At 63.8% G+C, this 26,854-nt stretch carries 23 protein-coding genes; 11 read left to right on the plus strand and 12 right to left on the minus strand.

The window, feature by feature from the left end:
- Positions 1-138 precede the first annotated feature (138 nt).
- From LMJ30_RS10280 to LMJ30_RS10290, 3 genes are all read right to left on the minus strand, one after another.
- Positions 139-1,689 (minus strand): GGDEF domain-containing protein, encoded by a 1,551-nt coding sequence (locus tag LMJ30_RS10280; RefSeq protein WP_229432255.1) that lies wholly within the window; start codon positions 1,687-1,689, stop codon positions 139-141.
- Positions 1,690-1,811: 122 nt separating this feature from the next.
- Positions 1,812-2,459 (minus strand): response regulator, encoded by a 648-nt coding sequence (locus LMJ30_RS10285; RefSeq protein ID WP_229432256.1) that lies wholly within the window; start codon positions 2,457-2,459, stop codon positions 1,812-1,814.
- Entirely contained in the window at positions 2,456-3,544 is a 1,089-nt protein-coding gene (locus LMJ30_RS10290; RefSeq protein ID WP_229432257.1) for a sensor histidine kinase, read from the minus strand. Before LMJ30_RS10290 ends, LMJ30_RS10285 begins: the two co-directional genes overlap by 4 nt.
- A 299-nt stretch (positions 3,545-3,843) precedes the next feature.
- Between LMJ30_RS10290 and LMJ30_RS10295 the strand changes: the two genes are divergently transcribed.
- Genes LMJ30_RS10295 through LMJ30_RS10310 form a run of 4 tightly spaced genes read left to right on the plus strand, consistent with a single transcriptional unit; the run spans position 3,844 to position 8,031 of the window.
- Complete coding sequence (locus tag LMJ30_RS10295) at positions 3,844-5,487, plus strand: methyl-accepting chemotaxis protein (RefSeq protein ID WP_229432258.1); 1,644 nt, start codon at positions 3,844-3,846, stop codon at positions 5,485-5,487.
- Between the two features lie 27 nt (positions 5,488-5,514).
- A complete protein-coding gene (greB, locus tag LMJ30_RS10300) occupies positions 5,515-6,081 on the plus strand; it encodes a transcription elongation factor GreB (RefSeq protein ID WP_229432259.1) in 567 nt (188 codons plus the stop codon).
- Positions 6,082-6,103: 22 nt separating this feature from the next.
- On the plus strand, positions 6,104-7,426 hold the full coding sequence (locus LMJ30_RS10305) for a DUF3422 family protein (RefSeq protein ID WP_229432996.1): 1,323 nt from the start codon (positions 6,104-6,106) through the stop codon (positions 7,424-7,426).
- 32 nt (positions 7,427-7,458) lie between these two features.
- A complete protein-coding gene (locus tag LMJ30_RS10310) occupies positions 7,459-8,031 on the plus strand; it encodes a biliverdin-producing heme oxygenase (RefSeq protein WP_229432260.1) in 573 nt (190 codons plus the stop codon).
- A 16-nt stretch (positions 8,032-8,047) separates the two neighbouring features.
- Here LMJ30_RS10310 and LMJ30_RS10315 read toward each other — a convergent pair whose 3' ends face one another.
- The 4 genes from LMJ30_RS10315 to LMJ30_RS10330 all read right to left on the minus strand — a co-directional run bounded on the left by LMJ30_RS10315 (position 8,048) and on the right by LMJ30_RS10330 (position 12,345).
- On the minus strand, positions 8,048-10,291 hold the full coding sequence (locus LMJ30_RS10315; protein ID WP_229432261.1) for a RelA/SpoT family protein: 2,244 nt from the start codon (positions 10,289-10,291) through the stop codon (positions 8,048-8,050).
- 78 nt (positions 10,292-10,369) lie between these two features.
- Positions 10,370-10,573 carry a DNA-directed RNA polymerase subunit omega gene (gene rpoZ / locus LMJ30_RS10320; RefSeq protein WP_223469484.1) on the minus strand — a complete coding sequence of 68 codons (204 nt, stop codon included), beginning with the start codon at positions 10,571-10,573 and terminating at the stop codon, positions 10,370-10,372.
- A gap of 44 nt (positions 10,574-10,617) precedes the next feature.
- A complete protein-coding gene (gene gmk / locus LMJ30_RS10325; protein ID WP_229432262.1) occupies positions 10,618-11,262 on the minus strand; it encodes a guanylate kinase in 645 nt (214 codons plus the stop codon).
- A gap of 195 nt (positions 11,263-11,457) precedes the next feature.
- Entirely contained in the window at positions 11,458-12,345 is an 888-nt protein-coding gene (locus tag LMJ30_RS10330) for a YicC/YloC family endoribonuclease (RefSeq protein WP_229432263.1), read from the minus strand.
- A 92-nt stretch (positions 12,346-12,437) separates the two neighbouring features.
- Between LMJ30_RS10330 and LMJ30_RS10335 the strand changes: the two genes are divergently transcribed.
- The 3 genes from LMJ30_RS10335 to rph are packed head-to-tail and all read left to right on the plus strand — an operon-like array spanning position 12,438 to position 15,110.
- The gene (locus tag LMJ30_RS10335; RefSeq protein WP_229432264.1) at positions 12,438-13,421 is read left to right on the plus strand and encodes a serine/threonine protein kinase; all 984 of its coding nucleotides are present in this window, start codon (positions 12,438-12,440) and stop codon (positions 13,419-13,421) included.
- 9 nt (positions 13,422-13,430) lie between these two features.
- On the plus strand, positions 13,431-14,369 hold the full coding sequence (locus LMJ30_RS10340) for a PP2C family protein-serine/threonine phosphatase (protein ID WP_229432265.1): 939 nt from the start codon (positions 13,431-13,433) through the stop codon (positions 14,367-14,369).
- 9 nt (positions 14,370-14,378) lie between these two features.
- Complete coding sequence (gene rph / locus LMJ30_RS10345) at positions 14,379-15,110, plus strand: ribonuclease PH (protein ID WP_229432266.1); 732 nt, start codon at positions 14,379-14,381, stop codon at positions 15,108-15,110.
- A 39-nt stretch (positions 15,111-15,149) separates the two neighbouring features.
- Here rph and LMJ30_RS10350 read toward each other — a convergent pair whose 3' ends face one another.
- A complete protein-coding gene (locus tag LMJ30_RS10350) occupies positions 15,150-16,094 on the minus strand; it encodes a DUF3616 domain-containing protein (RefSeq protein WP_229432267.1) in 945 nt (314 codons plus the stop codon).
- Positions 16,095-16,262: 168 nt separating this feature from the next.
- Here LMJ30_RS10350 and LMJ30_RS10355 point away from each other — a divergent pair, with 168 nt between their 5' ends.
- Genes LMJ30_RS10355 through hemW form a run of 3 tightly spaced genes read left to right on the plus strand, consistent with a single transcriptional unit; the run spans position 16,263 to position 19,120 of the window.
- Positions 16,263-17,249: an HDOD domain-containing protein gene (locus LMJ30_RS10355; RefSeq protein ID WP_229432268.1), complete on the plus strand. Its 987-nt coding sequence runs from the start codon at positions 16,263-16,265 to the stop codon at positions 17,247-17,249.
- A gap of 57 nt (positions 17,250-17,306) precedes the next feature.
- On the plus strand, positions 17,307-17,891 hold the full coding sequence (gene rdgB, locus LMJ30_RS10360) for an RdgB/HAM1 family non-canonical purine NTP pyrophosphatase (RefSeq protein ID WP_229432269.1): 585 nt from the start codon (positions 17,307-17,309) through the stop codon (positions 17,889-17,891).
- Positions 17,888-19,120 carry a radical SAM family heme chaperone HemW gene (gene hemW, locus LMJ30_RS10365; protein WP_229432270.1) on the plus strand — a complete coding sequence of 411 codons (1,233 nt, stop codon included), beginning with the start codon at positions 17,888-17,890 and terminating at the stop codon, positions 19,118-19,120. The genes rdgB and hemW overlap by 4 nt, the downstream gene beginning before the upstream one ends.
- An 87-nt stretch (positions 19,121-19,207) precedes the next feature.
- On the opposite strand, the gene LMJ30_RS10370 is transcribed toward hemW, so the two are convergent.
- The 3 genes from LMJ30_RS10370 to LMJ30_RS10380 are packed head-to-tail and all read right to left on the minus strand — an operon-like array spanning position 19,208 to position 24,977.
- Positions 19,208-20,602 carry an efflux transporter outer membrane subunit gene (locus LMJ30_RS10370; RefSeq protein WP_229432271.1) on the minus strand — a complete coding sequence of 465 codons (1,395 nt, stop codon included), beginning with the start codon at positions 20,600-20,602 and terminating at the stop codon, positions 19,208-19,210.
- Positions 20,595-23,756 (minus strand): efflux RND transporter permease subunit, encoded by a 3,162-nt coding sequence (locus LMJ30_RS10375; protein WP_229432272.1) that lies wholly within the window; start codon positions 23,754-23,756, stop codon positions 20,595-20,597. Before LMJ30_RS10375 ends, LMJ30_RS10370 begins: the two co-directional genes overlap by 8 nt.
- A gap of 18 nt (positions 23,757-23,774) precedes the next feature.
- Positions 23,775-24,977 carry an efflux RND transporter periplasmic adaptor subunit gene (locus LMJ30_RS10380; protein WP_229432273.1) on the minus strand — a complete coding sequence of 401 codons (1,203 nt, stop codon included), beginning with the start codon at positions 24,975-24,977 and terminating at the stop codon, positions 23,775-23,777.
- 143 nt (positions 24,978-25,120) lie between these two features.
- Here LMJ30_RS10380 and LMJ30_RS10385 point away from each other — a divergent pair, with 143 nt between their 5' ends.
- Entirely contained in the window at positions 25,121-25,741 is a 621-nt protein-coding gene (locus LMJ30_RS10385; protein ID WP_229432274.1) for a TetR family transcriptional regulator, read from the plus strand.
- A gap of 170 nt (positions 25,742-25,911) precedes the next feature.
- Here LMJ30_RS10385 and tal read toward each other — a convergent pair whose 3' ends face one another.
- A complete protein-coding gene (tal, locus tag LMJ30_RS10390; protein WP_229432275.1) occupies positions 25,912-26,844 on the minus strand; it encodes a transaldolase in 933 nt (310 codons plus the stop codon).
- Between the last annotated feature and the right edge of the window lie 10 nt (positions 26,845-26,854).

The following is a 26,854-nucleotide window of genomic DNA, read 5'->3' on the forward strand; positions in this document are numbered from 1 at the left end:
AAATTGGAACCGCTGGGCGCGCCACGCATGATTCACCTGGAAAAGTAGGGCGGACAAGGCCCGAAGGGCCGCCTCCGCCGAATTGCGTAAACCAAAAAAGGACGGCATCGCCGTCCTTTTCATATCAAAGTTCTGCCGCTATTCCGCCACCACCACCCGGTTCTTGCCCGCCTGCTTGGCCTCGTACATCGCCCGGTCGGCACGGTTCATCAGCGCCTCCTGTTCCTCATTCGGCAGCCGCAGCGCCACGCCGGCCGAGAACGTGATCAGGATCTTCTCGTTCTCATGCATGAAGAAATGGCGGGTCAGCTCACGCTGCAGCCGCGTCATGGTCTGCGCCGCCGCTTCCACCGTGGTTTCCGGCAGCAGGATCAAGAACTCCTCGCCGCCGAAACGTGCGATCACATCCATCGAGCGCAGGGTGTTCTTGACGATCTGCACCAAATGCTTCAGTGCGCCGTCGCCCGCGATGTGGCCGTAGGTATCGTTCAGGCGCTTGAAATCATCCAGGTCGAGCACGGCGACGCACAGCGGGGTGCCGCGGCGGTCGGCGCGCGCGGTTTCGCGCTCGAACACGTCGTCCAGGCCGCGGCGGTTCAGGCTGCCCGTCAGCTGGTCTTCGCGCACCAGCTCGCTCATGTGGCGCAGCTGTTCTTCCAGTGCATGGATGCGCTGCTCGGCGTAGTTCATTTCCTGGCGCGCGGCCACCATCCGGTCGCGTGACTTCAGCGCCTCGGCCTGTACCGCGCGGGTTTCGCGCAGCACATTGTCGAGCACCGAGTTGAGTTCTGCGATATTCGTCGCCTGGCTGATCTGTTCGGAGTAGCCGCCGATCTTTTCATGGAAGTCGCCGGTGGTGGCGGCGACCGAGCCAAGGCGGTCGATGAAGGTCATCATCATGTTCTTGACCGTCAGCTTGACGTCCGACAGGCTGTGCTTGAGCTGGCCCTGCTTGTAAATGACTTCCTTCATGCTGCGCATCGCGTCTTCCAGCGCGCGCTGGTCCAGCGGGCCGGAAATCAGCGCCTGCACCATCTCCACCTGGCCGCGCAGCCAGCTGTCCTCGTCCAGCAGTTCGGTGACATTTTCGAGCAGCAGGCGGAACAGGCGCAGCAGGAGTTCCTGCTGCTCGGCCACGTCGCCGCTGCGGATTTCGATCTGGTAGCACAGCTGTTTCAGGCGCAGCGCGATCTCGTTCAGCGCCGCTTCGTTGTGGGCCGTCTTGACCGCCGCGCCCAGCGATTCGGCCTCGGAAACCAGGTTGGGGGAGCCGGCCAGCAGCGACGCCACCGCAAACACCAGCGTGCGGCTGAGCAGGTCGCGCAGCAGCCGCGCCTCGGGCTCGTCGGCCAGCACGGCCAGCTCGAATGGGCCCGGCTTTTTCAGCTGCTTGTCCAGCAGCTGCGTCAGGCCGCGGGCAAAGCCGTCCCAGTCGCGCGCCTTCAGGGTGCGGTCGAGCCTGCGGCCGGCTTCGCCGACCTCGCCCTGGGTGTCGCTCAGCCTGGCCGTGAACTCGGCCAGCGCCGTTTCGGCGCCCGCGCCGCCTGATGTTTTCGGCTCGATAATGCCGGCGATGTCGTTGTAAATTTCGCGGTAAGCCTCCGGCGTCGGGGCAATGCGGCGCGTCGCGAGACGGCGGAAAGCCTCGCGGGCAATATCGGCGGGATTCTGGACTGGAGGCGTGGACATGAAGATGCGATGCAGGGTCGGTTGGATGATAGGAATGATAATCCCGTTTCCAACTTGTCATCGCGCCGATAAAGACGGGTAAACACCCTTACTTCTCGGCATTAATATATGCGCCTGGAAAACTATTCGATCAACTGGTTCTTGATCGCGTAGTGGGTGAGTTCGGCACTGTTCTTCAGTTTCATTTTTACCAGCAGGCGCGCGCGGTATTCGCTGATGGTCTTGACCGACAGCGACAGTTCCTCGGCGATCGCGCTGACCGTCTTACCCGATGCAATCATCGTCAAGGTCTGGTACTCGCGGTCCGACAAGGTGTCGTGCAAGGCGGTGGCGTGGTCTTCGCCGACCTGGGCGGCAAGTTCCTGCGCCAGCGCCGCGCTGACGTATTTCTGGCCCGAGGCGACCTGGCGGATCGCGGTCACCAGTTCCTTCGGCGCGCTTTGCTTGGTCAGGTAGCCCGCCGCGCCGGCCTTCAGCGAGCGGATCGCGTACTGGTCCTCGCGGTGCATGGACAGCATCAGCACCGCCATCTCGGGGTGTTCCTTCTTGACCTGCTTGAGCACATCGATGCCGCTCTTGTCCGGCATGGAGATGTCGAGAAGCATCACATGGCACTTGGATTTACGGAACAGTTTGATGGCGTCGAGCCCGTTCTCCGATTCCCCGGCGACGATGATGTCAGGCGAGTCGGCCAGGATCTGCTTGAGGCCTTCGCGGACAATGGCATGGTCGTCGGCGATGAATACCCGGATAGTTGCTTTTTGGCTCATTTAGCGTGTGGCTGGCGTTCTTTGGTCTTAATAGTTACTATCGTGCCACCTCCGCGCGCCTGCGACAAGGCCATCGTGCCGCCAAGCGCCTTGGCGCGCTCATTCATGCCACGCAGGCCGAACGATTGCGGCTTCAGGCGGTCGGCGGGCGCGATGCCGACGCCGTTGTCGGCGATGGCCAGCACCACCTCATGGCGGCGGCGCTGCAGGCTGACCGTCACCGTGCTGGCGCGCGCATGCTTGGCGATATTGGTCAGCGCTTCCTGGAAGATACGGAACAAGGCCGCGGCATGGTCGCTAGCCAGCTCGATGTCCTTGTCGTCGCAGCTGAAGGTGCAGCGGATGCCCATCTGCTTTTCGAATTCGCCGACCTGCCATTCGAGCGCGGCAACAATGCCAAAGTCGAGTATCGACGGGCGCAGGTCGAGGGCAATGCGGTGGATGGCGTCGATGGTGCGGTCGACCAGCGAGTCGACGTAGGCGGCCTTGTCGGCAAGCTCGGGCTGGCCGGGCGGCAGGCGCTTGGCCAGCATGGCCAGCGCCATCTTGATGGCGGTGAGGTTGCCGCCCAGGTCATCGTGGATCTCGCGCGCGATGCGGGTGCGTTCCTCTTCTTTCACCTGCTCGATGTGGGCGGTCAGCTCGGCCAGGCGGGCGCGCGACAGCGCCGTCTGCTCCTGTTCCAGCTTGCTGGCCGTGATGTTGCTCATGATGCCGTCCCACTGCACGGTGCCAGGTTCTTCGGCCAGCACGTGCGGGGTGGCGCGCAGGTTGACCCACTTCTCGTCGTTCCACGCGTCGATGAAGATCCGGCCCTCCCAGTTCCACACCGACAGCCCGCTGGCCGAGGCATTCATCGAATCGATGTAGCCTTTGCGGTCCTGCGGCAGGATCAGCTGGAGGAAGCGTTCCGGCATCTCCTGCAGCTCGCCGGCGTGCACGCCAAGCAGGGCCGCGCAGCCGTCGCTCAGGTAGGGGAACGACACGCTGCCGCCGGGATGCAGCGCGAACTGGTAGACGAGACCCGGGGTATTTGCCGCGAAACTTTGCAGCGCATCGGCGAGGGTGCTGGGATTCTGGCTCATCGGCTTGGCAGGTTGAGAGGACCGGTGAATGATACGTCAAAGGCTGGGTTCATGGCCTTGCTTAAGATTGTTAAATCTGCCGATCAAGCGCGTTTATATGGTTATAAATGGCGCTTATTAGATTGGTCGGCAATATATACAGATGATAAATAAAGCTAAACGTTTTTGACCGGCCAGTGTCGCTTTTATGCGGACAATCCCTTAATAATCCGAGGCTTACGTTTTTTCGGCGGAGGTTTGGTGCTACCATGCGCTCGCCAATTTTTACTGATTGTTAATTACTATTTTGCAGGATATCTATGCGCACCAATCTGCCCGTCACCAACGTCGAATATATTCTCGAGGATACCCAGACAGTCGTTTCTAAAACCGACCTGCAGGGAAACATAACTTACGTTAACGCCGATTTTATTAGCATCAGTGGTTTCTCCGAACACGAGCTGATCGGCGCGCCGCAGAATATCGTGCGCCATCCGGATATGCCAGCCGAGGCGTTCGCGGATTTCTGGCGGACCATCCGTAGCGGGAAGGCATGGACCGGGCTGGTAAAGAACCGCTGCAAGAACGGTGACTTCTACTGGGTCGAGGCTAACGCTGCGCCGCTGATTGAAAACGGCAAGATGGTCGGGTATACCTCGGTGCGTGTCAAGCCAAGCCGGGCTCAGGTGGCTGCGGCAGAAGAGGCCTACCGCGCGGTCCGGAACGGCAGCCGCAGCATCGAGATTGCCGAGGGCTCGGTTGTGCAACGTACTGTCCTGCGCCGCATCGATTTCTGGAGCGGCATTTCAATCCGCGGCAAGATCGTTGCGACTACCGGCGCGCTGTCGCTGCTCTTCCTCATCCAGTTGATGCTCGCTATCGATGCCGGCGCCAGCACGCACAGCCTGGCAGTTGGCCTGTCGGTCCTTGGCCTGGCTGGCTGCCTTGCCAGCGGCGCCTTGCTCCATCGCGTTACCGTTGCGCCACTGGCCCGTGCCAAGCGCGATATTGAGCGCATGAGCGCGGGCGACTTGTCCGGGAAAATCGAGGTGAGCGGCAATGACGAACTGGCCAGTGTGCTGCAGGCGCTGCGGGTGCTGCAGACCAATGTCAAGTTGCTGGTGGGCCAGATCAAGGAGGTCACCGATGTGGTCGGGCGCGGGGCGCGCGAGATTGCCAGCGGCAATGCCGACTTGTCCGCACGCACCGAAGCACAGGCCGGCTCGCTGGAAGAAACCGCATCCTCGATGACGCAGCTGACCGGCACCGTCCGGCAGAATGCCGAAAACGCGGCAGAGGCGAACCGCCTGGTGGCAGCGGCGTCGGACACGGCTGTCGAGGGCGGCGAGGCGGTCAGCCAGGTGGTTGGCACGATGGGATCGATCCGCGACAGCTCCCGCAAAATCGTCGACATTATCAGCGTCATCGACGGCATCGCTTTCCAGACCAATATCCTTGCGCTGAACGCCGCCGTCGAGGCTGCGCGCGCCGGCGAGCAGGGTCGCGGCTTCGCCGTGGTGGCGAGCGAAGTGCGCAATCTGGCCCAGCGATCCGCGGCCGCCGCCAAGGAAATCAAAACCCTGATTACTGACTCGGTCGAGCAGGTTGAAACCGGCAGCACCCTGGTCGACGCGGCCGGCAGGACGATGTCGGCGATTGTTACCTCGGTACAGCAAGTGGCCGGCTACATGAACGACATCACCGTCGCCAGCAAGGAACAGAGCGCTGGCATCGAACAGGTCAACCACGCGATTACCCAGATGGACGAAATTACCCAGCAAAATGGCCATGTGGTGGAGGAAGCAGCTGCGGCAGCGGCGCGGATGCAGGAGCAATCGGTGAAACTGGCCGAGCTGGTTGATTCGTTCCGGCTGGTCGCCAGCGCGCCCGGCCGCCGGGCGCCAGCGATGGCGAAGGTCGGGGCGCGCGAACCTGCGCAGGCCGCGCGGCTGGCCAACGCATAAAGGTGGCCGGGCCGTTACAATAGGCTGATGAACAAAGCATTTGTAAAAGAGACTGACAACGACGACGATGAGGAAGCGCTCGCCCTTGCGCAGGCCATCCCCGCCGGTGCGAAGAACTACATCACGCCGGCCGGCTACCAGCGCATCAAGGACGAACTGCTGCAGCTGATCGACGTCGACCGGCCGGAAGTCGTGCGCGTGGTCCACTGGGCCGCGTCGAACGGCGACCGCTCGGAAAACGGCGACTACATCTACGGCAAAAAGCGCCTGCGCGAAATCGACCGCCGCATCCGCTTCCTGACCAAGCGCATGGATTCGGCCGCCGTGGTCGACCCCAGCGTCCATTACGGGAACGACCAGGTGTTCTTCGGCGCCACCGTCACCTACCTGAACGGGGCTGGCGAAGAGCATAAGGTCACCATTGTCGGTATCGACGAACTTGATCCGCTGAACGGCAAGATCAGCTGGGTCTCGCCGGTTGCGCGCGCGCTGACCAAGGCGCGCGAAGGCGACACCATCACGCTGCAAACGCCGCTCGGCGCGGATGAACTCGAAATCCTGGCGGTCGAATACCCGCGCCCGATCGAGGACTGATTTGAAACTACCTGACCTGTCGATGCCGATCGCTTATCCGAACCTCAACCATGCGCTGCGTACTCCGCTTGCAGCGGAAGTCCATTCCCGCCCATCGCTGCGGCTGTCCGGACCCGAGACCCTGACCCATCTTGCCGTGTACCTGCGCGACAGTGGCCGCGCCGGTATCGAGGACGGCGGCGAACACCACGCGCTGCTCGTCTCGCTGTGCCAGGAATTCGGGATGGCCGGGCCGGCCGCCGGGGCGCGCTATTTTTTCCACGATTTCGGCAGCTTCCGGCTGCAATGGGAGGCGCACACCGAGTTCGCGACCTACACCTTCGCCGAGAGCCGGGACCAGGCGCCGCCGCTGGCGCAGGCGTTCGCGCAGGTGCCGCTGCGCCACGTGCCGCAAAAGTGGCTGCAGCTGCTGGGCGGGCGCCTGATGGTCGCGACCCATGTATCGCTACTGCCCGATGGCGCCAGCCTTGCCGACATGCGCGCGGCTTTCGGCGGCAACCTGCTCGCCGGCAGCGATAGCCAGGGCCGGGCGCGCGTGTGGACCGACTTTGCGATCGCGCCGGATGGCTTCGGGCGGGTGGTGATCCAGGATATGGGCATGCAGTACCAGCAAGCCGGCCGCCTGGTGCAGCGCGTACTGGAGGTAGAGACCTACCGCATGATGGCCATGCTTGGGCTGCCGCATGCGCAGCAGGCAGCGCCTGTACTGAACGCGATCGAGGCCGAACTGGTCCGGCTGGCGTCCGGCATGACCGACTCGATCGACGCCATGGCCGGTGGCGAGCCAAACGATGAGCGCGGGCTGCTGCAAATGATCACGGGGCTGGCCGCACGCATGGAAAAGCTGGCGCTCGAGAACAGCTACCGCTTCGCAGCATCGAAGGCTTACTACAGGCTGGTGCAAGCGCGCATCGACGAACTGGCCGAAAGCCGTATCGAGGGAGTTCCGACCATCCGCGAATTCATGGACCGGCGCCTGGCCCCTGCGATGAATACCTGCGAGGCCACCGTGCGCCGCCAGGAAGCGCTGGCCGAGCGGATTGCCCGCACCAACGACCTGCTGCGCACCCGCGTGGGCATCGTGCAGGAGCAGCAAAACCGCCGGATCCTCGAATCGCTGAACACCCGCGCGGCGCAGCAGTTGCGACTGCAGCAGGCGGTCGAAGGGTTGTCGGTCGTGGCAATCTCGTACTATTCAGTCGGCTTGCTCAGCTATGCGGGAAAGGCGATGAAGGCGGCAGGCTGGCCGGTCAATCCCGATATCGCGACCGGCGCGCTGATGCCGCTAATGGTCGCCGTCGTATGGCTGGGATTGCGGCGCATGCACCACAAGGTGACCGTATAGCCGGGCCCCCGACAATCCACTATTCCTGAACCATGAACGATACGATCACCCGGCAGGCCGGCGCTTTGGCCGCGCTGCGCGCCGCTACTGCCGACCGCCATACGCTGCTCGATAGCGGCCTTCCGCTGGCCGGAGAGTCGCCAGGCCTGGACGATTACGCGAGCCACTTGCGCATGTTGCGCACCTGGCTTGCGCCGATCGAGGACTGGCTCGCAAGCGGAGCCGGCCCGCGCGACGCGATGGCGCCGCTGCGGCGCGTGCCGCTGATCGACGCCGACCTGCAGGACCCGTCGGTCCCGCGCGGGCACGCCCCCACGCCGCCCGAACAAGCGCCATGGCCTGCCGACGCCAGCCCCGCCTACCGCTGGGGCGTCGCCTATGTGGCCGAAGGTTCGCAGCTGGGCGGTGCGGTGCTGTACCAGCGCCTGTCAGCGCGGCTGGCGCCGCATCCGCTGGCCTACCTGCGCGGCGACGACGCCGGGCCAGGCCCGCGCTGGCGCAGCTTCATGCTGGCGTTGAAAGAGAACGTGCGCACCGAACAAGAGGTGGCCGAGGCTTGCGCAGGCGCCTGCGACGCCTTCGACCGTATCCTCGCGCTGAGGTAAAGCGAAGCAGGGCGGCTTACGGCCGCTCGCGTTCGACCCGGTTGACGCCGGTAACGCGGCGCAGGTTGCGGATCAGGTGGGCCAGGTGGACGCGGTCCTTTACCTGGATCGTGAAGCGCAGCTGCGTCATCACGTGTTCGTCGTCCTCGTCCATCCCCACGTAAGTGATGTTCGCATCGGACTCGCCGATTTCGGCCGCCACGCGCGCCAGGATGCCTTTTTCGTTGTTGATCAACAGGCGGATGCGGCAATCGAAGCGGCGGTTCAGTTCGGTGCCCCACTGGACTGGAATCCAGCGGTCCGGTTCCTTGGCGCGCAGGCGCTTGGCCGGCACGCAGTCGGTGGTGTGCACCACCAGCCCCTGGTCGCGGCGCAGCTGGCCCATGACCTGGTCACCCGGGATGGGCAGGCAGCACGCGGCCAGCTGGACCGACACGCCTTCGCTGCCGTAGATCGTTACCGGCTCCAGTTCCGAAGCGCCGGCGCTGGAGGCCGGCTGCATGCCGGTAAATTCATCGATCAGGCCAAAGATGTGGCGCGCCACCAGCGCGGCGACGCGCTTGCCGATGCCGATGTCGGCATACAGTTCTTCCATCGACTTGGCCGACGACTCGTTGAGCAGCTTCTCGATGGTCGGGTCGGGCAGGTCTGGGTTGATATTCAGTTGCGTCAGCGCCTGCGCCAGCAGCTCCTGGCCCAGTTCCACCGACTCGGTCAGGTTAATCGTGCGCAGGTGGTGGCGGATCGCGGAGCGCGCCTTGCCGGTGCGGACGAACGCCAGCCAGGTCGGGCTAGGCTGCGAATCCGGGTCGGTCTCGATTTCGACGATGTCGCCGTTGCGCAGTTCGGTGCGCAGGGCCGCGGGCTCGTTATTGATCTTGACCGAGACCGTGTGATCGCCGATGCCGGTGTGGATGGTATAGGCGAAATCGAGCGCGGTGGCGCCGCGCGGCAGCGCGATGATCTTCGACTTCGGCGTGAACACGTACACCGAGTCAGGGAACAGGTCGACCTTGACGTGTTCCAGGAACTCGGCCGAGTCGCCGGTCTGCTGCTGGATGTCGAGCAGCGACTGCAGCCAGGCGTGGGTCTTCTGCTGCAGGTCCGACATGTTCGAGTCGCCGGTCTTGTACAGCCAGTGCGCCGCCACGCCCGATTCGGCGGTGCGGTGCATTTCCTGGGTGCGGATCTGGAACTCGACCGGGGTGCCGTAAGGGCCGATCAGGGTGGTGTGCAGCGACTGGTAGCCATTCAGTTTGCGGATCGCGATGTAGTCCTTGAACTTGCCCGGCATCGGCTTGTACAGGCCGTGCAGCGTGCCCAGCGCCACATAACAGTTGGCGAAATTGTCGACCACCACGCGGAAGCCGTACACGTCCAGCACCTGCGAGAACGACAGGTGCTTGTTGCGCATTTTTTTGTAGATGCCGTACAGGGTCTTTTCGCGGCCGTAGACTTCGGCCTGGATGCCCGCGCCGGCCAGCGTGTTCTTGACCGATTCGAGGATCTTCTTGACCACTTCGCGGCGGTTGCCGCGCGCCGCCTTGACCGCTTTCGCGAGGGTGCGATAGCGCAGCGGGTACAGGTGCGAGAACGCCAGGTCCTGCAGCTCGCGGTAGATGTTGTTCAGGCCGAGGCGGTGGGCGATCGGCACATACACTTCCATGGTCTCGGCGGCGATGCGGCGCTTCTTGGCCGCGGTCATGTGCTCGAGCGTGCGCATGTTGTGCAGGCGGTCGGCCAGCTTGATCAGGATGACGCGCACGTCCGACGCCATCGCCAGCAGCATCTTGCGGAAGTTTTCCGCCTGCGCCTCGATCAGGCTCTGGAATTCGATTTTTTCAAGCTTCGACAGGCCGTCGACCAGCGAGGCGACCGGTGCGCCGAAGCGCTCGATCAGTTCGTCCTTCTTGACGTCCTGGTCTTCCATCACGTCGTGCAGCAGCGCGGCCATGATGGCCTGGACGTCGAGCTTCCAGTCGGCGCAGATTTCAGCGACGGCGATCGGATGGGAGATGTAGGGTTCGCCCGACTTGCGGACCTGGCCGAGGTGCATCTCGTCGGAAAAACGATAAGCTTCCTTGACCTTCTTCAGTTCGGAGGGGCTGAGGTATTCGGCCAGTTTGGCCGACAGCTGGGAAACCGATGCAACGCCGGGCGCGGGGGCTGGCGCTGCAGGTTCATGCTGCTTGGACCCCGGGCGTGAAGCCCGGGTAGTGGGCGTACTGGTTTGTGTCGAATCCGGTGTAGTCAGGCTCATACGCAAGTTCAATCAGCCGCGAAAATGATGAGTGGATAACAGGATGGCGGTTGACGATGTCCAGGCACGCCCAGCGACTTACATTGGGACCTTCTTCAGCATTTCCAGGCCGACTTTGCCGGCAGCGATTTCACGCAGCGCGACGACGGTTGGCTTGTCCTTGGCATCGACCTTCGGAGTGTGGCCTTGCAACAACTGACGAGCGCGATAGGTCGCGGCCAGGGTCAGCTGGAAGCGGTTAGGGATATTTTTCAAGCAATCTTCAATAGTAATGCGGGCCATGATAACTCCTGTGATTCGGTCTGTACGGGGGTGTGCTTGCCGTGTCACGCTTGCTGCGCGTGGATGCCCAGTTGGGCAAACAGCGAGGCGTTGCGGGCCGCTTGCTGGGCAAATCGGCTGCGGGTGGCTTTGACGATCGCGCTTATCTCTGCCAGGGCGACGTTGAACTCTTCATTGATAATAACATACTCGAACTCGGGAGCGTGAGCGATCTCGCCCCCGGCCGCCAGCAAACGGCGGGTGATGATGTGCGGTTCGTCGGTGCCGCGCTTGTGCAGGCGCTCCTCGAGGGCGGCGATCGACGGCGGCAAGATGAAGATGCCGGCCGCGTCCGGGAACTGCTTGCGCACCTGGCGCGCGCCCTGCCAGTCGATTTCCAGCAGGATGTCGGTGCCCGCTTTCATATCCTTTTCGACCATCAGGCGCGAGGTGCCGTAGTAGTTGCCATGCACTTCAGCCCATTCGAGGAACTCGTCGCGCGCGGTGCGCTCGATGAAGTCGTCGGCGGTGGTGAAATGGTACTCGCGGCCATCCACTTCGCCCGGGCGGGGCGGGCGGGTCGTGGTCGAGATCGACAGCTTGATGCCTGGCTCCTGCGCCAGCAGCGCATTGACCAGGGTGGATTTGCCGGCGCCGGAAGGCGCTGCGACCACGAACAGGCTGCCGGAGAAGCCGGGGGAAGCTTGCATGGGGGATCCTTTGAGTATTCCAGGGGTTAATGCCTAGTATACCGTTTCCGCCGGATTGCTACGATGATCTTTTTGCCGCTGGTCAAATGTTGAGCGATTCCGTCATTCCCCGTAAGCCTCGGCGGCCCCGCTGTAAGCCATACCGCGCATCTTGGCCGCTGATCTGTAGGTTCCCGCGTTCGCGGGAACGACCCCTTATTCGAGGTTCTGCACCTGCTCGCGCATCTGCTCGATCAGCAGCTTCAGCTCCATCGACGCATCGGCCAGTTCCTTCACCGACGCTTTCGCGCCCAGGGTATTGGCTTCGCGGTTCAGCTCCTGCATCATGAAGTCAAGGCGCTTGCCGACCTGGCCGCCTTTTTTCAGGATGTGTCGGGTCTCGGTCAGGTGGGCCGACAGGCGTGACAGTTCTTCGGACACGTCAATACGGATGCCGTATAAGGTCACTTCCTGGCGGATGCGCTCGAACACTTCCTGGCGCGTCAGGGTCGAGGGGTTGCCATGGCCCGCCATGCCCAGCGCATCTTGCATGCGCTCGACTGCTTTCTGCTGGAACTGCGAGATCACTTGCGGAATCAGGGGAGTGATGCGCTTGACGATGGCATCCATGGCGTCGATGCGCGACACCAGCATCGCTTCCAGCGCGGCGCCTTCGCGGCGGCGGCTGTCGACGAAGGCGGCGACCGTCCTGGTCGTGAGCGCGGCGACGTCCGCCTGCAGCGATTCCTGTCCAACCTGGGCTTCTTCGATGACGCCCGGCCAGCGCAGCAGTTCGGCCACCGTCATCTGCGGGGCCGACGCAAAGTGCTGGCCCACTTCCGATTGCAGCCGCGCCAGGTCCGCCAGCAGCGAGGCGTTGAGCACTTGCGAGCCGCCCGCGACCTTGCGGCCGAACGACAGGCGCGCTTCGACCTTGCCGCGGGTGATGGCGCCCATGATCGCGGCGCGCAGGTCAGGCTCGAGGGCGCGCAGTTCGTCGTTGATGCGGAATTGAAGGTCAAGGAAGCGCGAGTTGACGCTCTTGATTTCGATCGTCAGCGTGCCTGCGGCGCATTCACTGGTAGCGACCGCGTATCCTGTCATGCTTGAAATGCTCAATGGAGTCCCCGTTTTTTATCTTTTCTTTACAAAGCAGTGATTTATCCACACAATCGCCGTGTTAAGCAAGGAACTCTATGGCTGCACAAAATAACGCACCCTTGCCGGAAGGGATGGAAATTGCCGGATATCGCATTGTAAAGAAAATTGCGTCCGGCGGGTTCAGTATTGTTTACCTGGCGTATGACGCCGATGGCAGTGCAGTCGCCATCAAGGAATATCTCCCCAGCGCCCTTGCTTTACGCCAGCCCGGCGAGCTGGTCCCTGTCATTTCCCCTCCCAACCTGCCTGTCTTCCGCATCGGCCTCAAGTGCTTTTTCGAAGAAGGCCGCGCGCTGGCGCTGATCTCCCACCCCAACGTGGTGCGGGTCTTGAATTTTTTCAGGGCCAACGAGACTGTCTATATGGTGATGGGCTACGAGTCGGGGCAGTCGCTGCAGGAGCACATCGCGCGCCTGAACGCGCGCGGCAGCAGGCTGGGCGAAGCGTCGATCCGCCAGATATTTACCGGGGTGTGCGGCGGCCTGCGCGAGGTCCACGCCAACAAGCTGCTGCACCTGGATATGAAGCCGGCCAATATCTACCTGCGTACCGACGGCACGCCGATCCTGCTCGATTTCGGCGCCGCGCGCCAGACGATCAACAAGGACGTGCCCAAGCTGACGCCGATGTACACGCCCGGCTTCGCGCCGCCCGACCTGTATTCGAGGACCGCGACCCTGGGGCCGTGGTCGGATATTTACAGCATCGGCGCCAGCATCTTCGCCTGCATGGCCGGCTCGCCGCCGCAGCCGGCCGACCAGCGCCGCGCCGAAGACAGGATGGAAAACCAGTTCGCCAAGCTGACCGACTTCTCGCCGCAGCTGGTCAACCTGGTGCGCTGGTGCCTTGAACTCGATCCGCTGGCCAGGCCGCAGAGCGTGTTCGCCGTCCAGAAGGAGCTGCAGTCGCCGATGCCCGCGCCGGCAGCGGCGGAACCATCGGGACCGATCGACGCATTGCGCGGACTGGTCGGGCGGCTCGGCGGCATCGGCCGCAAGAAATCGACCGGCAAGGGCTAAGGAGAAGCCATGCAATTTTCGGTGTACCAGGAAAGCCAGATCGGCGGGCGCAAGATCAACCAGGACCGCATGGGCTACAGCTTCACGCGCGACGCGCTGCTGCTGGTGCTGGCCGACGGCATGGGCGGGCATTTGCACGGCGAAGTCGCATCGTCGATCACGCTGCGCATAATGTCGGCGCTGTTCCAGAAGCACGCCACGCCTTACGTCAGGAAGCCCGAGCGCTTCCTGGAAGAAGCGCTGGTCGCCGCGCACCAGGAGATCCACGCCTACAGCGCGGCCAACAACCTGCCCGACACGCCGCGCACCACGGTGGTCGCCTGCCTGATCCAGCATAACAGCGCGATCTGGGCGCATTGCGGCGACTCGCGCCTGTACTGGCTGCGCCGCGGCCAGATCCTCGGCCGCACGCGCGACCACTCGCATGTCGAGCACCTGATCGCCAAGGGCCTGGCCGATCCGTCCGAGCGCGCCACCCATCCCGACCGCAACAAGCTGTATAACTGCCTCGGCGCCTCGTCGGCGCCACGGGTCGACGTCTCGCGCCCGGCCAGCCTGCAGCCGGGCGACGTGGTGATGCTGTGCTCGGACGGCTTGTGGTCGATGCTGCCCGATGAAGAAATCACCCACCGGCTGTCGACGCAGACGGTGGTGCGCGCGGTGCCGGACATGATCGCGATGGCGACCGAGATTGGCGGCAAGGGGAGCGACAACACCACTGCGCTGGCCATCATGTGGCAAGGCTCGGCCGACGGGCCAGGTTTTGACGCCGACGACTCCATGATCTCGACTATGATGCTGCCCGAGAACGCCGTGAGCACCACGATCATGGCCATGCCCGAACCGGAAGCGGTGCAGGAAGTGGACGCCTTCAGCGACGACGAGATCGAAAAAGCGATTGCCGAGATTCGCGGCGCGATAGAAAAATCATCCCAAATACTCAAGTAAAGGCCCAACATGACATTTGAATCCCGCCCCAGCGGCCGCGCCACCGACCAGCTGCGCAACATCCTCCTGACGCGCGAGTACACCAAGCACGCCGAGGGTTCGGTGCTGATCGAATGCGGCGACACCAAGGTGATCTGCACCGCCAGCATCGAAGACAAGGTGCCCGGCTTCCTGAAGGGGAAAGGGCAGGGCTGGATGACGGCGGAATACGGCATGCTGCCGCGTTCGACCCACACGCGCATGGACCGTGAAGCGGCGCGCGGCAAGCAGTCGGGCCGCACGCAGGAAATCCAGCGCCTGATCGGCCGCTCGCTGCGCGCGGCGTTCGACCTGGAGGCGTTCGGCGAGCGCACCCTGAACATCGACTGCGACGTGATCCAGGCCGATGGCGGCACGCGTACCGCATCGATTACCGGCGCGATGGTGGCGGCCTATGACGCGTTCTCGAAGCTGGTGGCGCGCGGCGACATCGGCGCGGTGCCGGTCAGGCATTTCGTCGCCGCGATTTCGGTCGGCGTGTACAAGGGCATGCCGGTGCTCGACCTCGACTATGTTGAGGACTCGGGCTGCGACACCGATATGAACGTGGTGATGACGGATGCGGGCCACTTCATTGAAGTGCAGGGCACCGCCGAAGGCGCGGCCTTCGACCGTGACGGCATGAACCGCCTGCTCGACCTGGCGCACGCGGGTATCAATGACCTGGTGCTGCTGCAAAAGAAATCGCTCGGGCTGGTCTGAGAAAACGGCGGATAAGCGCGCAAGCGCGCATCCGCCGTCCTAGAGCCTGACCACCACGCTCTGGAACGTCTGGTCGTCCTCCGGGATGTCCTTGCAATGGTCCCCGCCGTCGTCACTGAGTATCTGCACCATATGCGTCCCCGGAATCGCAAACAGCGCTTCCGGCCGCGCCTCCCGAAAGTCCACGTGGCCCAGCTCCACGGGTGCTTCACCGGCGTCGCCTGACCACCGGTACAACGCAAAGTCGCCCACCTTGCCGGTCGGCCCTGCCACGATCATGTACGCCAGTCCCACCAGTTCAATGCTGCGGATGGCCCGCCCGCCCAGGTCCAGCTCCGTCACCTGCCCGAACTGCGCCTTTGCCCCTTCAATCACCTCGGCGGGGTTGCGCAGGTGGACGAGCAGCGCCTTCCCGCGCGGCGCAGGATTGCGCATGCCGATCAACAGGTCGCCTTCAGGCGTGGCCGATAAGCCCTCGATATTGAAAGCGCCATCCGATTTCGGACTGCGTGCCGCCGCCTCGGCCAGCTTGTACGGTTTCAGTTCCCCGGCGGCGATCAGGTCATCGAGCATTCCCGTGTATGGCTTGCCGACCGGCTCGACCCACGGCTTGCGCTTGTGCGCCTCGGTCGCAAAAAAACGGTAACGCCGCTCCTGCTCTTCGCCCTTGCTGTTGCGGCCATGTGAAGAAATCCAGTAGATCCTGTTGCCTATCGTAGCCGCGCCTTCAAGGTCGGACTCCTTGTGCTGCTTCGTGCCCAGGAAGGGCGCAAGGTCGACCATGTCGACCGGATCGGCGCTGCCGCGCCGGTAGACCTTGAGCTGGTTGCGCTCGTCGTTGGCGACGACAAAGTGGTGCTCGTCGAGCGCGGCGGCGGCCGACGCGTCGCACATGCCGCGGTAGATAAAATTCTCTTCAATATGGGAGTGGGGCAAGTGGGCGACGAGTTCGGCCGCACCCCTTACCGGCGCTTGCTTGTTCATGGTGGTTAATTTGTGTTGGCCGATGTTGTCGATGTAACACCGATCTGCCGGTTTTCGGCGCACGCTTGCCATCCGCCATGCGAAAAACCCCACAAAGCTGTTTAAGCGCGGCGCAGGGGAGTGTAGAATCAAAGACGTAAAAAATTTCCCGAGGGAAAGAGGTGTGACATGGGCTGGTTAGGTAAATTGTTGGGCGGCGACGAAGCGAAGGCAGCGCCAGCCCCCGCCGCAAAGGCGGCGCCGGTCGGAAGCGCAGGCGAACCGGCCAGCGGGGCGGAAGTCGATGCGGTGTTCTACCGCTGGCTTGCTGCGGCCGGACCCCAGCAGGCCAGCGCCGAGGTCGAAAAGCAGATCATCGACGAGCTGACGCGCCTGGCGCAGTCGCCGGTTGCCGGCGCCGCGCTGGTGCCGCGGGTGCCGGCGATTATCCCGCAACTGATGCGCACCCTGCGCGACGACGATATGAATGCGGCCGAGCTGTCGCGCCAGCTCTCGCAGGACGTGGTGCTGGTGGCCGAGGTCTACCGCGAAGCCAACCGGCCCTGCTACCGTCCCCGCTACAACGCCAGCCCGCCGATCGATACGATCGAAGGCGCGATCATGCTGCTGGGGCAGAACGGCATGCGCATGCTGCTCGCGCGCGTCGCTTTCCGCCCGATCATCAGCATGCAGAACGGCGTGCTCGCCAAGCGCACTGCGCCCCTGATCTGGCGCCAGTCGGAAAAATGCGCGCAGGCGGCCAGCCTGCTGGCGCCATCGATGCGCGCGAATGCGTTCGAGGCTTACCTCGCCGGCCTGATGGCCAACGTCGGCATCGTTGTCGCGTTCCGCCTGATCGACCAGATGTACACCGAAGAGGCAGTGCCGCAGTCGGACGAATTCATCGACGAGCTGTTTGCGCAAGGGCGCATCCTGTCGGCCCGGATCGCCGAGCTGTGGGAATTCCCGGCGCCGGTGACCAGTGCGATCGAACAGGCCGGCCAGGAGGACGCACCCGCGCTGGCGCAGGCCCTGGCGCTCGGCGACCGCGTGAGCAAGCTGCGCATGCTGGTCGATGCGACCAGGTTCGTCCATGACGATCCCTTCGTGGTCGACGGCCTGAGCAAAGCGGCACTGGCGTGCTTCGACAAGCTCGAAGACGACGAGGACGAGTGATGGGTGGGGCGCGTTCAAGTTAAAATGAGCGCCTTCGCCCCATATTCACCCATCCCCATGACCCAACGCCTCGTCCTCGCGTCCAATAACGCGGGCAAACTCAAAGAATTCAGCGAAATCCTCGGCCCGATCGGCTTCACCCTGCACGCGCAGGGCGAATTCAACGTCCCCGAAGCCGAGGAACCGCACGCCACCTTCGTCGAAAACGCGCTTGAAAAAGCGCGCCACGCGTCGCGCCTGACCGGCTTGCCGGCGCTGGCGGACGACTCCGGCGTCTGCGTCAACGCGCTGGGCGGTGCGCCCGGCGTGTGGTCGGCGCGCTATGCCGGCGAGCCGAAGTCGGACGCCCGCAATAACGAAAAGCTCATCGCCGACCTGGCTCAGCACGCCGACAAGTCCGCTTACTATTACTGCGTGCTGGTCTACGTGCGCCACGCGGACGATCCCCAGCCGGTGATCGCCGACGGCGTGTGGGCCGGCGAAATCGTCGCCGAAGCGCGCGGCAATGGCGGTTTTGGCTACGACCCGCACTTCTGGATTCCGGCGCTGGGCAAGTGCACGGCCGAACTGGCGCCGGCCGAGAAAAACGCCTTGTCGCACCGCGGCCAGGCCTTGCGCGCACTGGTAGAGAAACTGAAATGATCCCGATTAAAGTCGTCAGCGGCGATGCACCGCCCGCGCCACGCTCACCGGCCGCCAGCGCGCTGCAGTACCTGCAGCCCGGCGCGCTGAACCTGGCCGCGCTGCCGCCGCTGTCGCTGTACATCCACTACCCGTGGTGCGTGCGCAAGTGTCCTTACTGCGACTTCAACTCGCACGAGGCGAAGGGCGAGCTGCCGGAAGAAGAATACCTGGCCGCTGTCCGGCTCGACCTCGAACAGTCGCTGCCGCTGATCTGGGGCCGCAAGATCTACACCATCTTCATCGGCGGCGGCACGCCGAGCCTGATGTCGGCCAAGGGGCTGGACCGGCTGATGTCGGACCTGCGCTCGCTGCTGCCGCTCGACGGCGACTGCGAGATCACGATGGAGGCCAACCCCGGCACCTTCGAGGCCGAAAAGTTCAGGTCGTACCGCGAGAGCGGCATCAACCGGCTGTCGATCGGCATCCAGAGCTTCAATGCCCAGCACCTGAAGGCGCTGGGGCGCATCCATGACGACGGCGAAGCGCGCCGCGCGGTCGAGATCGCGCACGCCAATTTCGACAACTTCAACCTCGACCTGATGTACGCGCTGCCGACGCAGACGCTGGCCGAGGCCAGGCAGGACCTCGACACGGCGCTGTCGTTCGCGCCGCCGCACCTGTCGCTGTACCACCTGACGATGGAGCCGAACACGGTGTTCGCCAAATACCCGCCGGTGCTGCCCGACGATGACGCCAGCGCCGACATGCAGGACATGATCGCGCAGGCGATGCCGGCCGCAGGGTACGAGCACTACGAGGTGTCCGCGTACGCGCAGCCAGGCCGCAAGGCGCGGCATAACCTGAATTACTGGGAGTTTGGCGACTACCTGGGTATCGGCGCAGGGGCGCACTCGAAGATCTCGTTCCCGCACCGGGTATTACGGCAAGCGCGCTTCAAGCAGCCGAAGTCGTTCATGGAAGCTGTGCTGAAGGGCAACCCGGTCCAGGAAGAATACGAGATCGCGCGCGAGGATATGGGATTTGAGTTCATGCTCAACGCGCTCAGGCTGACCGGCGGTTTTGAACCGAACCTGTTCGGGGAACGGACGGGGATGGGGATCAATGCGATTGAAAAGCAGCTCAATGCCGCCGAAGCGAAGGGGCTGATCTACCGCGATCACAAGCTGATCAAGCCGACCGGGCTGGGAATGCGATTCCTGAACGACCTGCAGCAGATGTTCTTATAGCAGAACGGCGGATGCGCCTTCGGCTTATCCGCCCTACGATTTGCCGGACTCGTAGGGCGGATAAGCAAAGCGCATCCGCCGAATTCGTTATTGGACGTCGGTCCAGCCACCACCCAACACGCGATACAAGGTCACCTGGTTCTGCAAGCGCTGCAAATTCGCCTGCACCGCCGCCTGCTGCGCCGCGAACAGCGAGCGCTGCGCGTCGAGCAAGTCAAGATAGCTGGCCGCGCCGCTGCGGTAACGCAGGTCCGACAGGTTGAAGCGCTCGGCTTCCGCCGCCGCCACCGCCCTTTGCGCGCGCAACTGCTCGCTGAACGTTGCCTGTCCCGCCAGCCCGTCCGCCACTTCGCGGAACGCCGTCTGGATCGCCTTCTCGTACTGGGCCACAGCAATATCGCGGCCTGCCTTGGCGCTGCCCAGCGTGGCGCTGTTGCGGCCATAGTCGAAGATCGGCAGCACCATCTGCGGCGCAAACGACCAGCCGAACGATCCGCTCTTGAACAGGCCGCTCAGCTCCGAACTCACGCTGCCCGCGCTGCCCGTCAGCGAAATGCGCGGGAAGAAGTTGGCGCGCGCGGCGCCGATATTGGCGTTGGCCGCAATCAGCTGCTGCTCGGCCGCGCGTATGTCGGGACGTACCGCCAGCAGGTCCGAAGGCAGGCCGGCCGGCAGTTCGCTCAGCGTCGTCCCGGCAAGCGTGGCGCCAGGCGCCAGCGTTTCCGGGATCGTTTGCCCGACCAGCAGAGTCAGCAGGTTGGTGTCCTGCGCGCGCAGGCGCTGTTGCTGCGCCAGCGTGACGCGGGCGCTGTCGACCAGCGACAGCGACTGCTGGAGGTCGAGCTTGGATACCACGCCATTGTCATACTTGAGCTGGACCAGCTTGAGCGACTCGAGGCGCGCGTCCAGCGTTTTCTGCGTCAACGCTAGCAGTTCTTCATCGGCCAGCAATTGCAGGTAGGCGTTGGCGACCGACGCCACCAGGCTGATATGCGTCGCCTTGCGCGCTTCTTCGGTGGCGAGGAACTGCGCCAGCGCCGCCTGCGACAGGTTGCGCACGCGGCCGAACAGGTCGAGCTCGAAGGCCGACACGGCCAGCCCGGCGGAGTAGGTGCTGCGGATGCTGTCCTCGCGCTCGGTCACGCGGTTGCCGCTGACGCCCAGGCCCACCGTGGGCAGGGTGTCGGCGCGGCGGATCTGGTACTGCGCGCGCGCCTGCTCGATGTTCAGGATGGCCACGCGCAGGTCGCGGTTATTGGCCAGCGCCAGTTCGATCAATTGCTTCAGGCGGGCATCGGCGAAGAACTGCTGCCATGCGATGGAGGAGGCAGCGGCGCCGGTGGCGGCGCTCGGCGCCAGTTCCGGGAAGCTTGCTGCCACCGGCGCCGCCGGGCGCTCGTACTTTGGCGCGAGCGACATGCAGCCCGCCAGCGCCATTGCGAGTGCCAGCGGTGTTGCGGTTCGTGTGAATCGTTTAAGCATGTTTTACCTCGATTGCTGCTGGCGGAGCGCCGTCTTCATGCGCGTACTTCTTGCGCTGGCGTTCGCTGCCGGCAAATAGTTTTCGTATCACGACGAAGAACACCGGCACAAAGAACACGCCCAGTGCCGTCGCGAAGATCATCCCGCCCATCACGCCGGTACCAATGGCGCGCTGGCTGGCCGAACCAGCGCCCGTTGCGATCACCAGCGGCAGCACGCCGAGGATGAAGGCGAGCGAGGTCATGATGATCGGGCGGAAGCGCAGGTGGGCCGCTTCAAGCGCCGCTTCCACCAGCGGCTTGCCCCTGGCCTGCAGGTCTTTGGCAAATTCGATAATCAAGACGGCGTTCTTCGCGCCCAGGCCGATAATCGTAATCAGGCCGACCTTGAAGTACACGTCGTTTTCCAGGCCGCGCAGCGATGCCGCGATCAGGGAGCCCAGCACGCCGAGCGGTACCACCAGCAGCACGGCGACCGGGATCGACCAGCTTTCGTACAGGGCGGCCAGCGACAGGAACACCGCCAGCAGTGCGAACGCGAGCAGGATGCCCACGGTCGAGCCGGACAGCTTTTCTTCGCGCGACTGGCCGGTCCATTCGAAGGCGAAGCCTTGCGGCAGCTGGCCCGCGAGGCGCTCCATTTCGTCCAGCGCTTCACCGGTACTGTGGCCAGGGGCCGCGTCGCCGGAGATGCGGATGGTCGGGTAGCCGTTGTAGCGCACCGTCTGCATCGGACCGGTGATCCACTTGGTGGAGGCAAATGCCGACAGCGGCACTTGCTGGCCCTTGTTGTTGGTCGCGTTCAGCTTGAGCAGGTCGTCCGGCTGCATGCGCGACGGCGCATCGGCCTGGACCACCACGCGCTGCAGGCGGCCAGCATTCGGGAAGTCGTTGACGTACGCCGAGCCGAGCGAGGTCGAAATCGCGGTGTTGATCGCGTCGAAGGTCACGCCGAGGGCGTTGGCCTTGTCGCGGTCAATCTGCAGTTCTACCTGCGGCGCGTCTTCCAGGCCTTCCGGGCGCACGCCGGCCAGCACCTTGCTTTGCGAGGCCAGGCCGAGCAGCTGGTTACGCGCCGCCAGCAGCGCTTCGCGGCCGTTGCCGCCACGGTCTTGCAGGCGGAACGAGAAGCCGGTGCCGCGGCCCAGTTCCGGAATCGGAGGCGGGCTGACGGCAAAGATGAATGCGTCGCGTATTTTGGACAGCTGTCCGGTGATGCGGCCGGCGAGGTCTGCCGCGCCCTGGCCTTCGCCGCGCTCGTCCCAAGGTTTGAGCGTGATGAAGCCGAGCGCCATGTTCTGGCCCTGGCCCGAGAAACTGAAGCCCTGGACGCCGACCATGCTTGCCACTTCCGGCTGCTTGAGGATGAAGTCCTCCGCTTGCTTCAGGGCGGCGCCGGTGCGTTCCAGCGTCGCGCCAGGCGGCAGCTGGAAGTTGGCGATGATCGAGCCCTGGTCTTCGTTCGGCAGGAACGAAGACGGCATGCGCATGAAGAACAGCGCCACCACGGCGATCAGCGCGGTGAACACAACCAGTGCGCGGCCGGTGCGGCGCAGGATGCGCGCAACCCAGCCTTCGTAGTTCTTGGCGGTCTTGGAAAAGCCGCGGTTGAACCAGCCGAAGAAACCGGTCTTCGCGTGGTGGTGGCCAGCTTCGACAGGCTTGAGCAGGTGTGCGCACAGGGCCGGCGTGAGCGACAGCGCCATGAACGCGGAGAAGAAGATCGACGACACCATCACCGCCGAGAACTGGCGGTAGATGTTGCCGACCGCGCCCGCGAAGAACGCCAGTGGCACGAACACGGAGATCAGCACCACGGTGACGCCGATAATCGCGCCGGAGATCTGGCCCATCGCCTTGCGTGTCGCCTCCAGCGGCGGCAGGCCTTCCTCGCTCATGATGCGTTCGACGTTTTCAACCACCACGATCGCATCGTCGACGACGATACCGATCACCAGAACCATGCCGAACATGGTCAGCACGTTGATCGAGAAGCCCAGCGCGAGCAGCGTGCCGAGGGAACCAAGCAGCGCCACCGGAACCACGATGGTCGGGATGATCGTGTAGCGGAAGTTCTGCAGGAACAGGTACATCACCAGGAACACCAGGATCACCGCTTCAACCAGGGTCGTTACAACCTGCTTGATCGAGATGTCGATGAAGCGCGAGCTGTCGTAAGGGATGAAGTACTTGGTCCCGGGCGGGAAGTAGGGCGCCAGTTCGTCCATGCGCTGGCGGACCAGCTGCGCGGTTTCGAGCGCGTTACCGGTTGCCGACAGCTGGACGCCGATGCCGGTCGACGGCTTGCCGTTCAGGCGCGCCGAGGTGGCGTAGCTCTGGCCGCCGATTTCAATGCGCGCCACATCCTTCAGGCGAACGGTCGAACCGTCCGGATTCGCGCGCAGGACGATGTTGCCGAACTGTTCGATGGTGCTCAGCTGGCCAGAGACGACCACCGTGGCCGTGATCGCGGTGCCGCCGATGTTCGGCAGGTCGCCGATGGTGCCGGAAGCGACTTGCGCGTTCTGCGAGCGGATCGCGCTATTGACGTCGGCCGGCGACAGGTTGTAGCCAACCAGCTTGGCCGGATCGATCCAGATGCGCATGGCCTTTTCGGTGCCGAACAGCTGCGCTTGTCCGACGCCGGGGATGCGCTGGATTTCAGGCAGCACGGTGCGCGAGGCGTAGTCGCCCAGCGCGATCGGGTCCCACTTCGGATCGTCCGACGACAGGATGGTGAACATCAGGAAGTTGGAGCGGGCCTGGTCGACCCGCACACCCTGCTGTACCACGGCCTGCGGCAGGCGCGGGGTGGCGCGGCCAAGGCGGTTCTGCACGTCGACCTGCGCCAGTGCCGGGTCGGTGCCGGTTTCAAAAGTCAGCGTGATCGAACCGGTGCCGTTAGCCTGGCTGACGGATTCCATGTAGATCAGGCCGGGGGAGCCGTTCATCTCGCGTTCGATCACGCTGATGACGCTGTCCTCCAGCGTTTGCGCGGACGCGCCAGGGTAGGCGGCGTTGACGACAATCGATGGCGGCGCGACGGCCGGGTATTGGGCAATCGGCAATTGGGTAATTGCCACCGCACCGATCACCATGATGAACAGGGCGATCACCCACGCAAAAATGGGGCGGTCAATAAAAAAACGAGCCATGAATTATTCCTGTTTCGATTAGCGGCTGGCGGCGGGGGCTGCGGCTGCGGCGACGCCTGATGCCTGCGCCTGGAACGGCACTGGTTTGACCGGGGCGCCAGGCACCATCATTTTCTGGAAGCCGTCGACGACGACTTTCTCGCCTTCCTTCAGGCCATCGAGGACGATCCAGTTGCCAGCTTGCTGGGAACCGATCTTGACCGGGCGCGGTGCAGGCTTGCCGTCGGCGCCCACGACAATCACTGTGTCGCCTTGGGTGCCACGGGTGACCGCCTGTTGCGGCACCAGGATCCCGGCCGGCAGCTCGGCCTGCGACAGGCGCACGCGCACGTACTGGCCAGGCAGCAGGGAATTGTCGGGGTTCGGCACCAGCGCGCGCAGCGTCACCTGGCCCGACGTCGGGTCGACGGTCACGTCGGAGAACAGCAGCTTGCCCTTTTGCGGCAGCTCGGAGCCGTCATCGAGCAGCACGGTGACCGGCACGGCGCCGCTGGCGCCGACCTTGCTGCCAGCGGTCTTGCGCAGGCGCTGCAGTTCGGAGGCGGACTGGGTGAAGTTGACATACACGGTGCTGGTCTGCTGGATGACGGCGAGCTGGGTCGCTTCGGCGGCCGATACCAGCGCGCCTTCCGTCACCAGCGCGCGGCCGATGCGCCCGGAGATCGGCGCGGCCACATTGGCGTAGCCGGAGTTGATCTGGGCGACCTGCAGCGACGCGCGGGCGGCGGCGACATCGGCTTCGGCCTGCTTCTGGGCCGCCACCACGTTGACGTATTCCTGCTTGCTGACGGCATTGGCTTCCACCAGCGGCTTGTAGCGTTCGGCCTGGGTGCTGGCCTGGGTCAGGTTGGCTTGCGCCTTGCCCAGCGATGCGCGGGCGCTGTTGAGCGCTGCCTGGTAAGGCGCAGGGTCGATGCGGAACAGGACCTGGCCGGCCTTGACTTCGCTGCCTTCGGTGAATTCACGCTTGAGCACAACGCCGTTGACGCGCGCGCGCACCTGGGCCACGCGGACCGGCTCGACCCGGCCCGGCAGTTCGGTTTGCAGCGCGACCGGCTGGAATTTGGTGACGATGACGCCGACTTCAGGAGGCGGGCGGTTGCCGCCGCCGGCGGCAGGCGCTGCGTCCTTGTCGCCGCAGGCTGACAATAGTGTCAAGGCGGCAATGGTGCAGAGGGTAATCCGCTTCAGGGAGGGTGGGAAAGGCTGGGTGTGGCGCATGCGTGTGCATCCTTAAAAAGAGCGCGGCGTAAACAAAGATACTTTTGATTTATTTGTTCAGCCGTAACCGGGCTTCGAGATTTTGGAATATACTATCATGAATGTATGTTTAATGTCTGCCACCCCTAAAATTTGGAGTACCCATGGTTCGCAAGACTAAGGAAGACGCGCTCGCGACCCGCGACAGCATCCTGGACGCGGCCGAACAACTGTTCGTCACCCAGGGTGTCGCGCACACGACGCTGCAACACATCGCCACCGCTGCAGGACTGACGCGCGGGGCGATCTACTGGCATTTCGAGGACAAGGCTGCGTTGTTCAACGCGCTGATGGAGCGGGCGAAGATGCCGCTGGAGTCGGCGTTCTACCTGCTGGAGAAGCAGTGCCCGGACGACCCGCTGGCCGACCTGCACGAATACATCGTGTGCGTGTTCCGGCTGACGGTGGAGGACCAGAGGGCGCGGCGCGCGTTTGAAATCGCGACCATCAAGATGGAACTGGTGGAGGAGATGAATGCGGTGCGCCGGCGGCGTGCGGAGTGGAAGGCCCGGTGGATGGCGACGTGCGAAGGAAGGATCAGGATCGGCGTCGAGCATGGCTTGTTAAAACCCGACGTGAACCCGGAAGTGGTGGCACTGGGCCTGCACGCGCTGGTCGACGGCCTGTTGCGGGCATGGCTGCTTGAGCCGCAATCGTTCGACCTGGTGAAGGTGGGGGAGCAGATCGTCGATACGCACCTCGAATGCCTCCGAGTGGTTAAATAATCAGTATTGGTAAGACTACACGCTCCTGCGCTTTACGTCGCGGTTTTTTGGTTGTCCCGGGGACCTGATCGTCATTCCCGCGAAGGCGGGAATCCATGCGGCATAACCGTTATGCGCCAGGTATGGATTCCCGCGTTCGCGGGAACGACGTTGTTGATGGTGAGGCCTGTTTAACGCATCCCGGCGATCATCTGCTTGAGCTTGGCCGAGTCCACGCAGAACGCGCGAATGCCTTCGGCCAGCTTCTCGGTAGCCATCGCGTCTTCGTTCAGCATGAAGCGGAAGGTCTTTTCGTCGACCGACAGTTTCTCCACGTCCACCGACGCCGCATCGGCGCTCAGCTTGCGCTCGACCGCGCCTTCGGTATCGGCCAGCTTTTGCAGCAGGTCCGGGCTGATGGTCAGCAGGTCGCAACCGGCCAGTTCAAGGATCTGCGAGGTATTGCGGAAGCTCGCGCCCATCACTTCGGTCTTGTAGCCGAACTTGCGGTAGTAGTTGTAGATGCGCTTGACCGACTGCACGCCAGGATCATCCGCGCCGGTGTACTCCTGGCCGGTCGACTTCTTGTACCAGTCGTAGATGCGGCCGACGAACGGCGAGATCAGCTGCGAGCCCGCTTCGGCGCAGGCGATGGCCTGGCACAGCGAGAACAGCAGGGTCATGTTGGTGCGGATGCCTTCCTTTTCCAGGATCTCCGACGCGCGGATGCCTTCCCAGGTCGAAGCGATCTTGATCAGCACGCGTTCGCGCGACACGCCAGCCGCTTCGTACAGGGCGATCAGCTCGCGGCCCTTGGCCACGGTGGCTTCGGTATCGAACGACAGGGCTGCGTCGATCTCGGTCGACACGCGGCCAGGAACGAACTTCAGGATTTCGGTGCCGAAGGCGATCAGCAGGCGGTCGACCACTTCGTCGATCGACAGGCCAGGGTTGTCCTGCACGGCCTTGTCGAGCAGCGGACGGTATTCCGGCTTCTGGACTGCCTTCAGGATCAGCGAAGGATTGGTGGTGGCGTCGAGCGGGGTGTACTGCTTGATCGACTGGAAGTCGCCGGTGTCGGCGACAACCTTGGTAAATTGCTTGAGTTGTTCGAGTTGATTCATGGCGGGCCAA

This window comes from Massilia agrisoli (assembly GCF_020831365.1).
In the GTDB taxonomy this organism is placed as follows: domain Bacteria; phylum Pseudomonadota; class Gammaproteobacteria; order Burkholderiales; family Burkholderiaceae_D; genus Telluria_A; species Telluria_A agrisoli.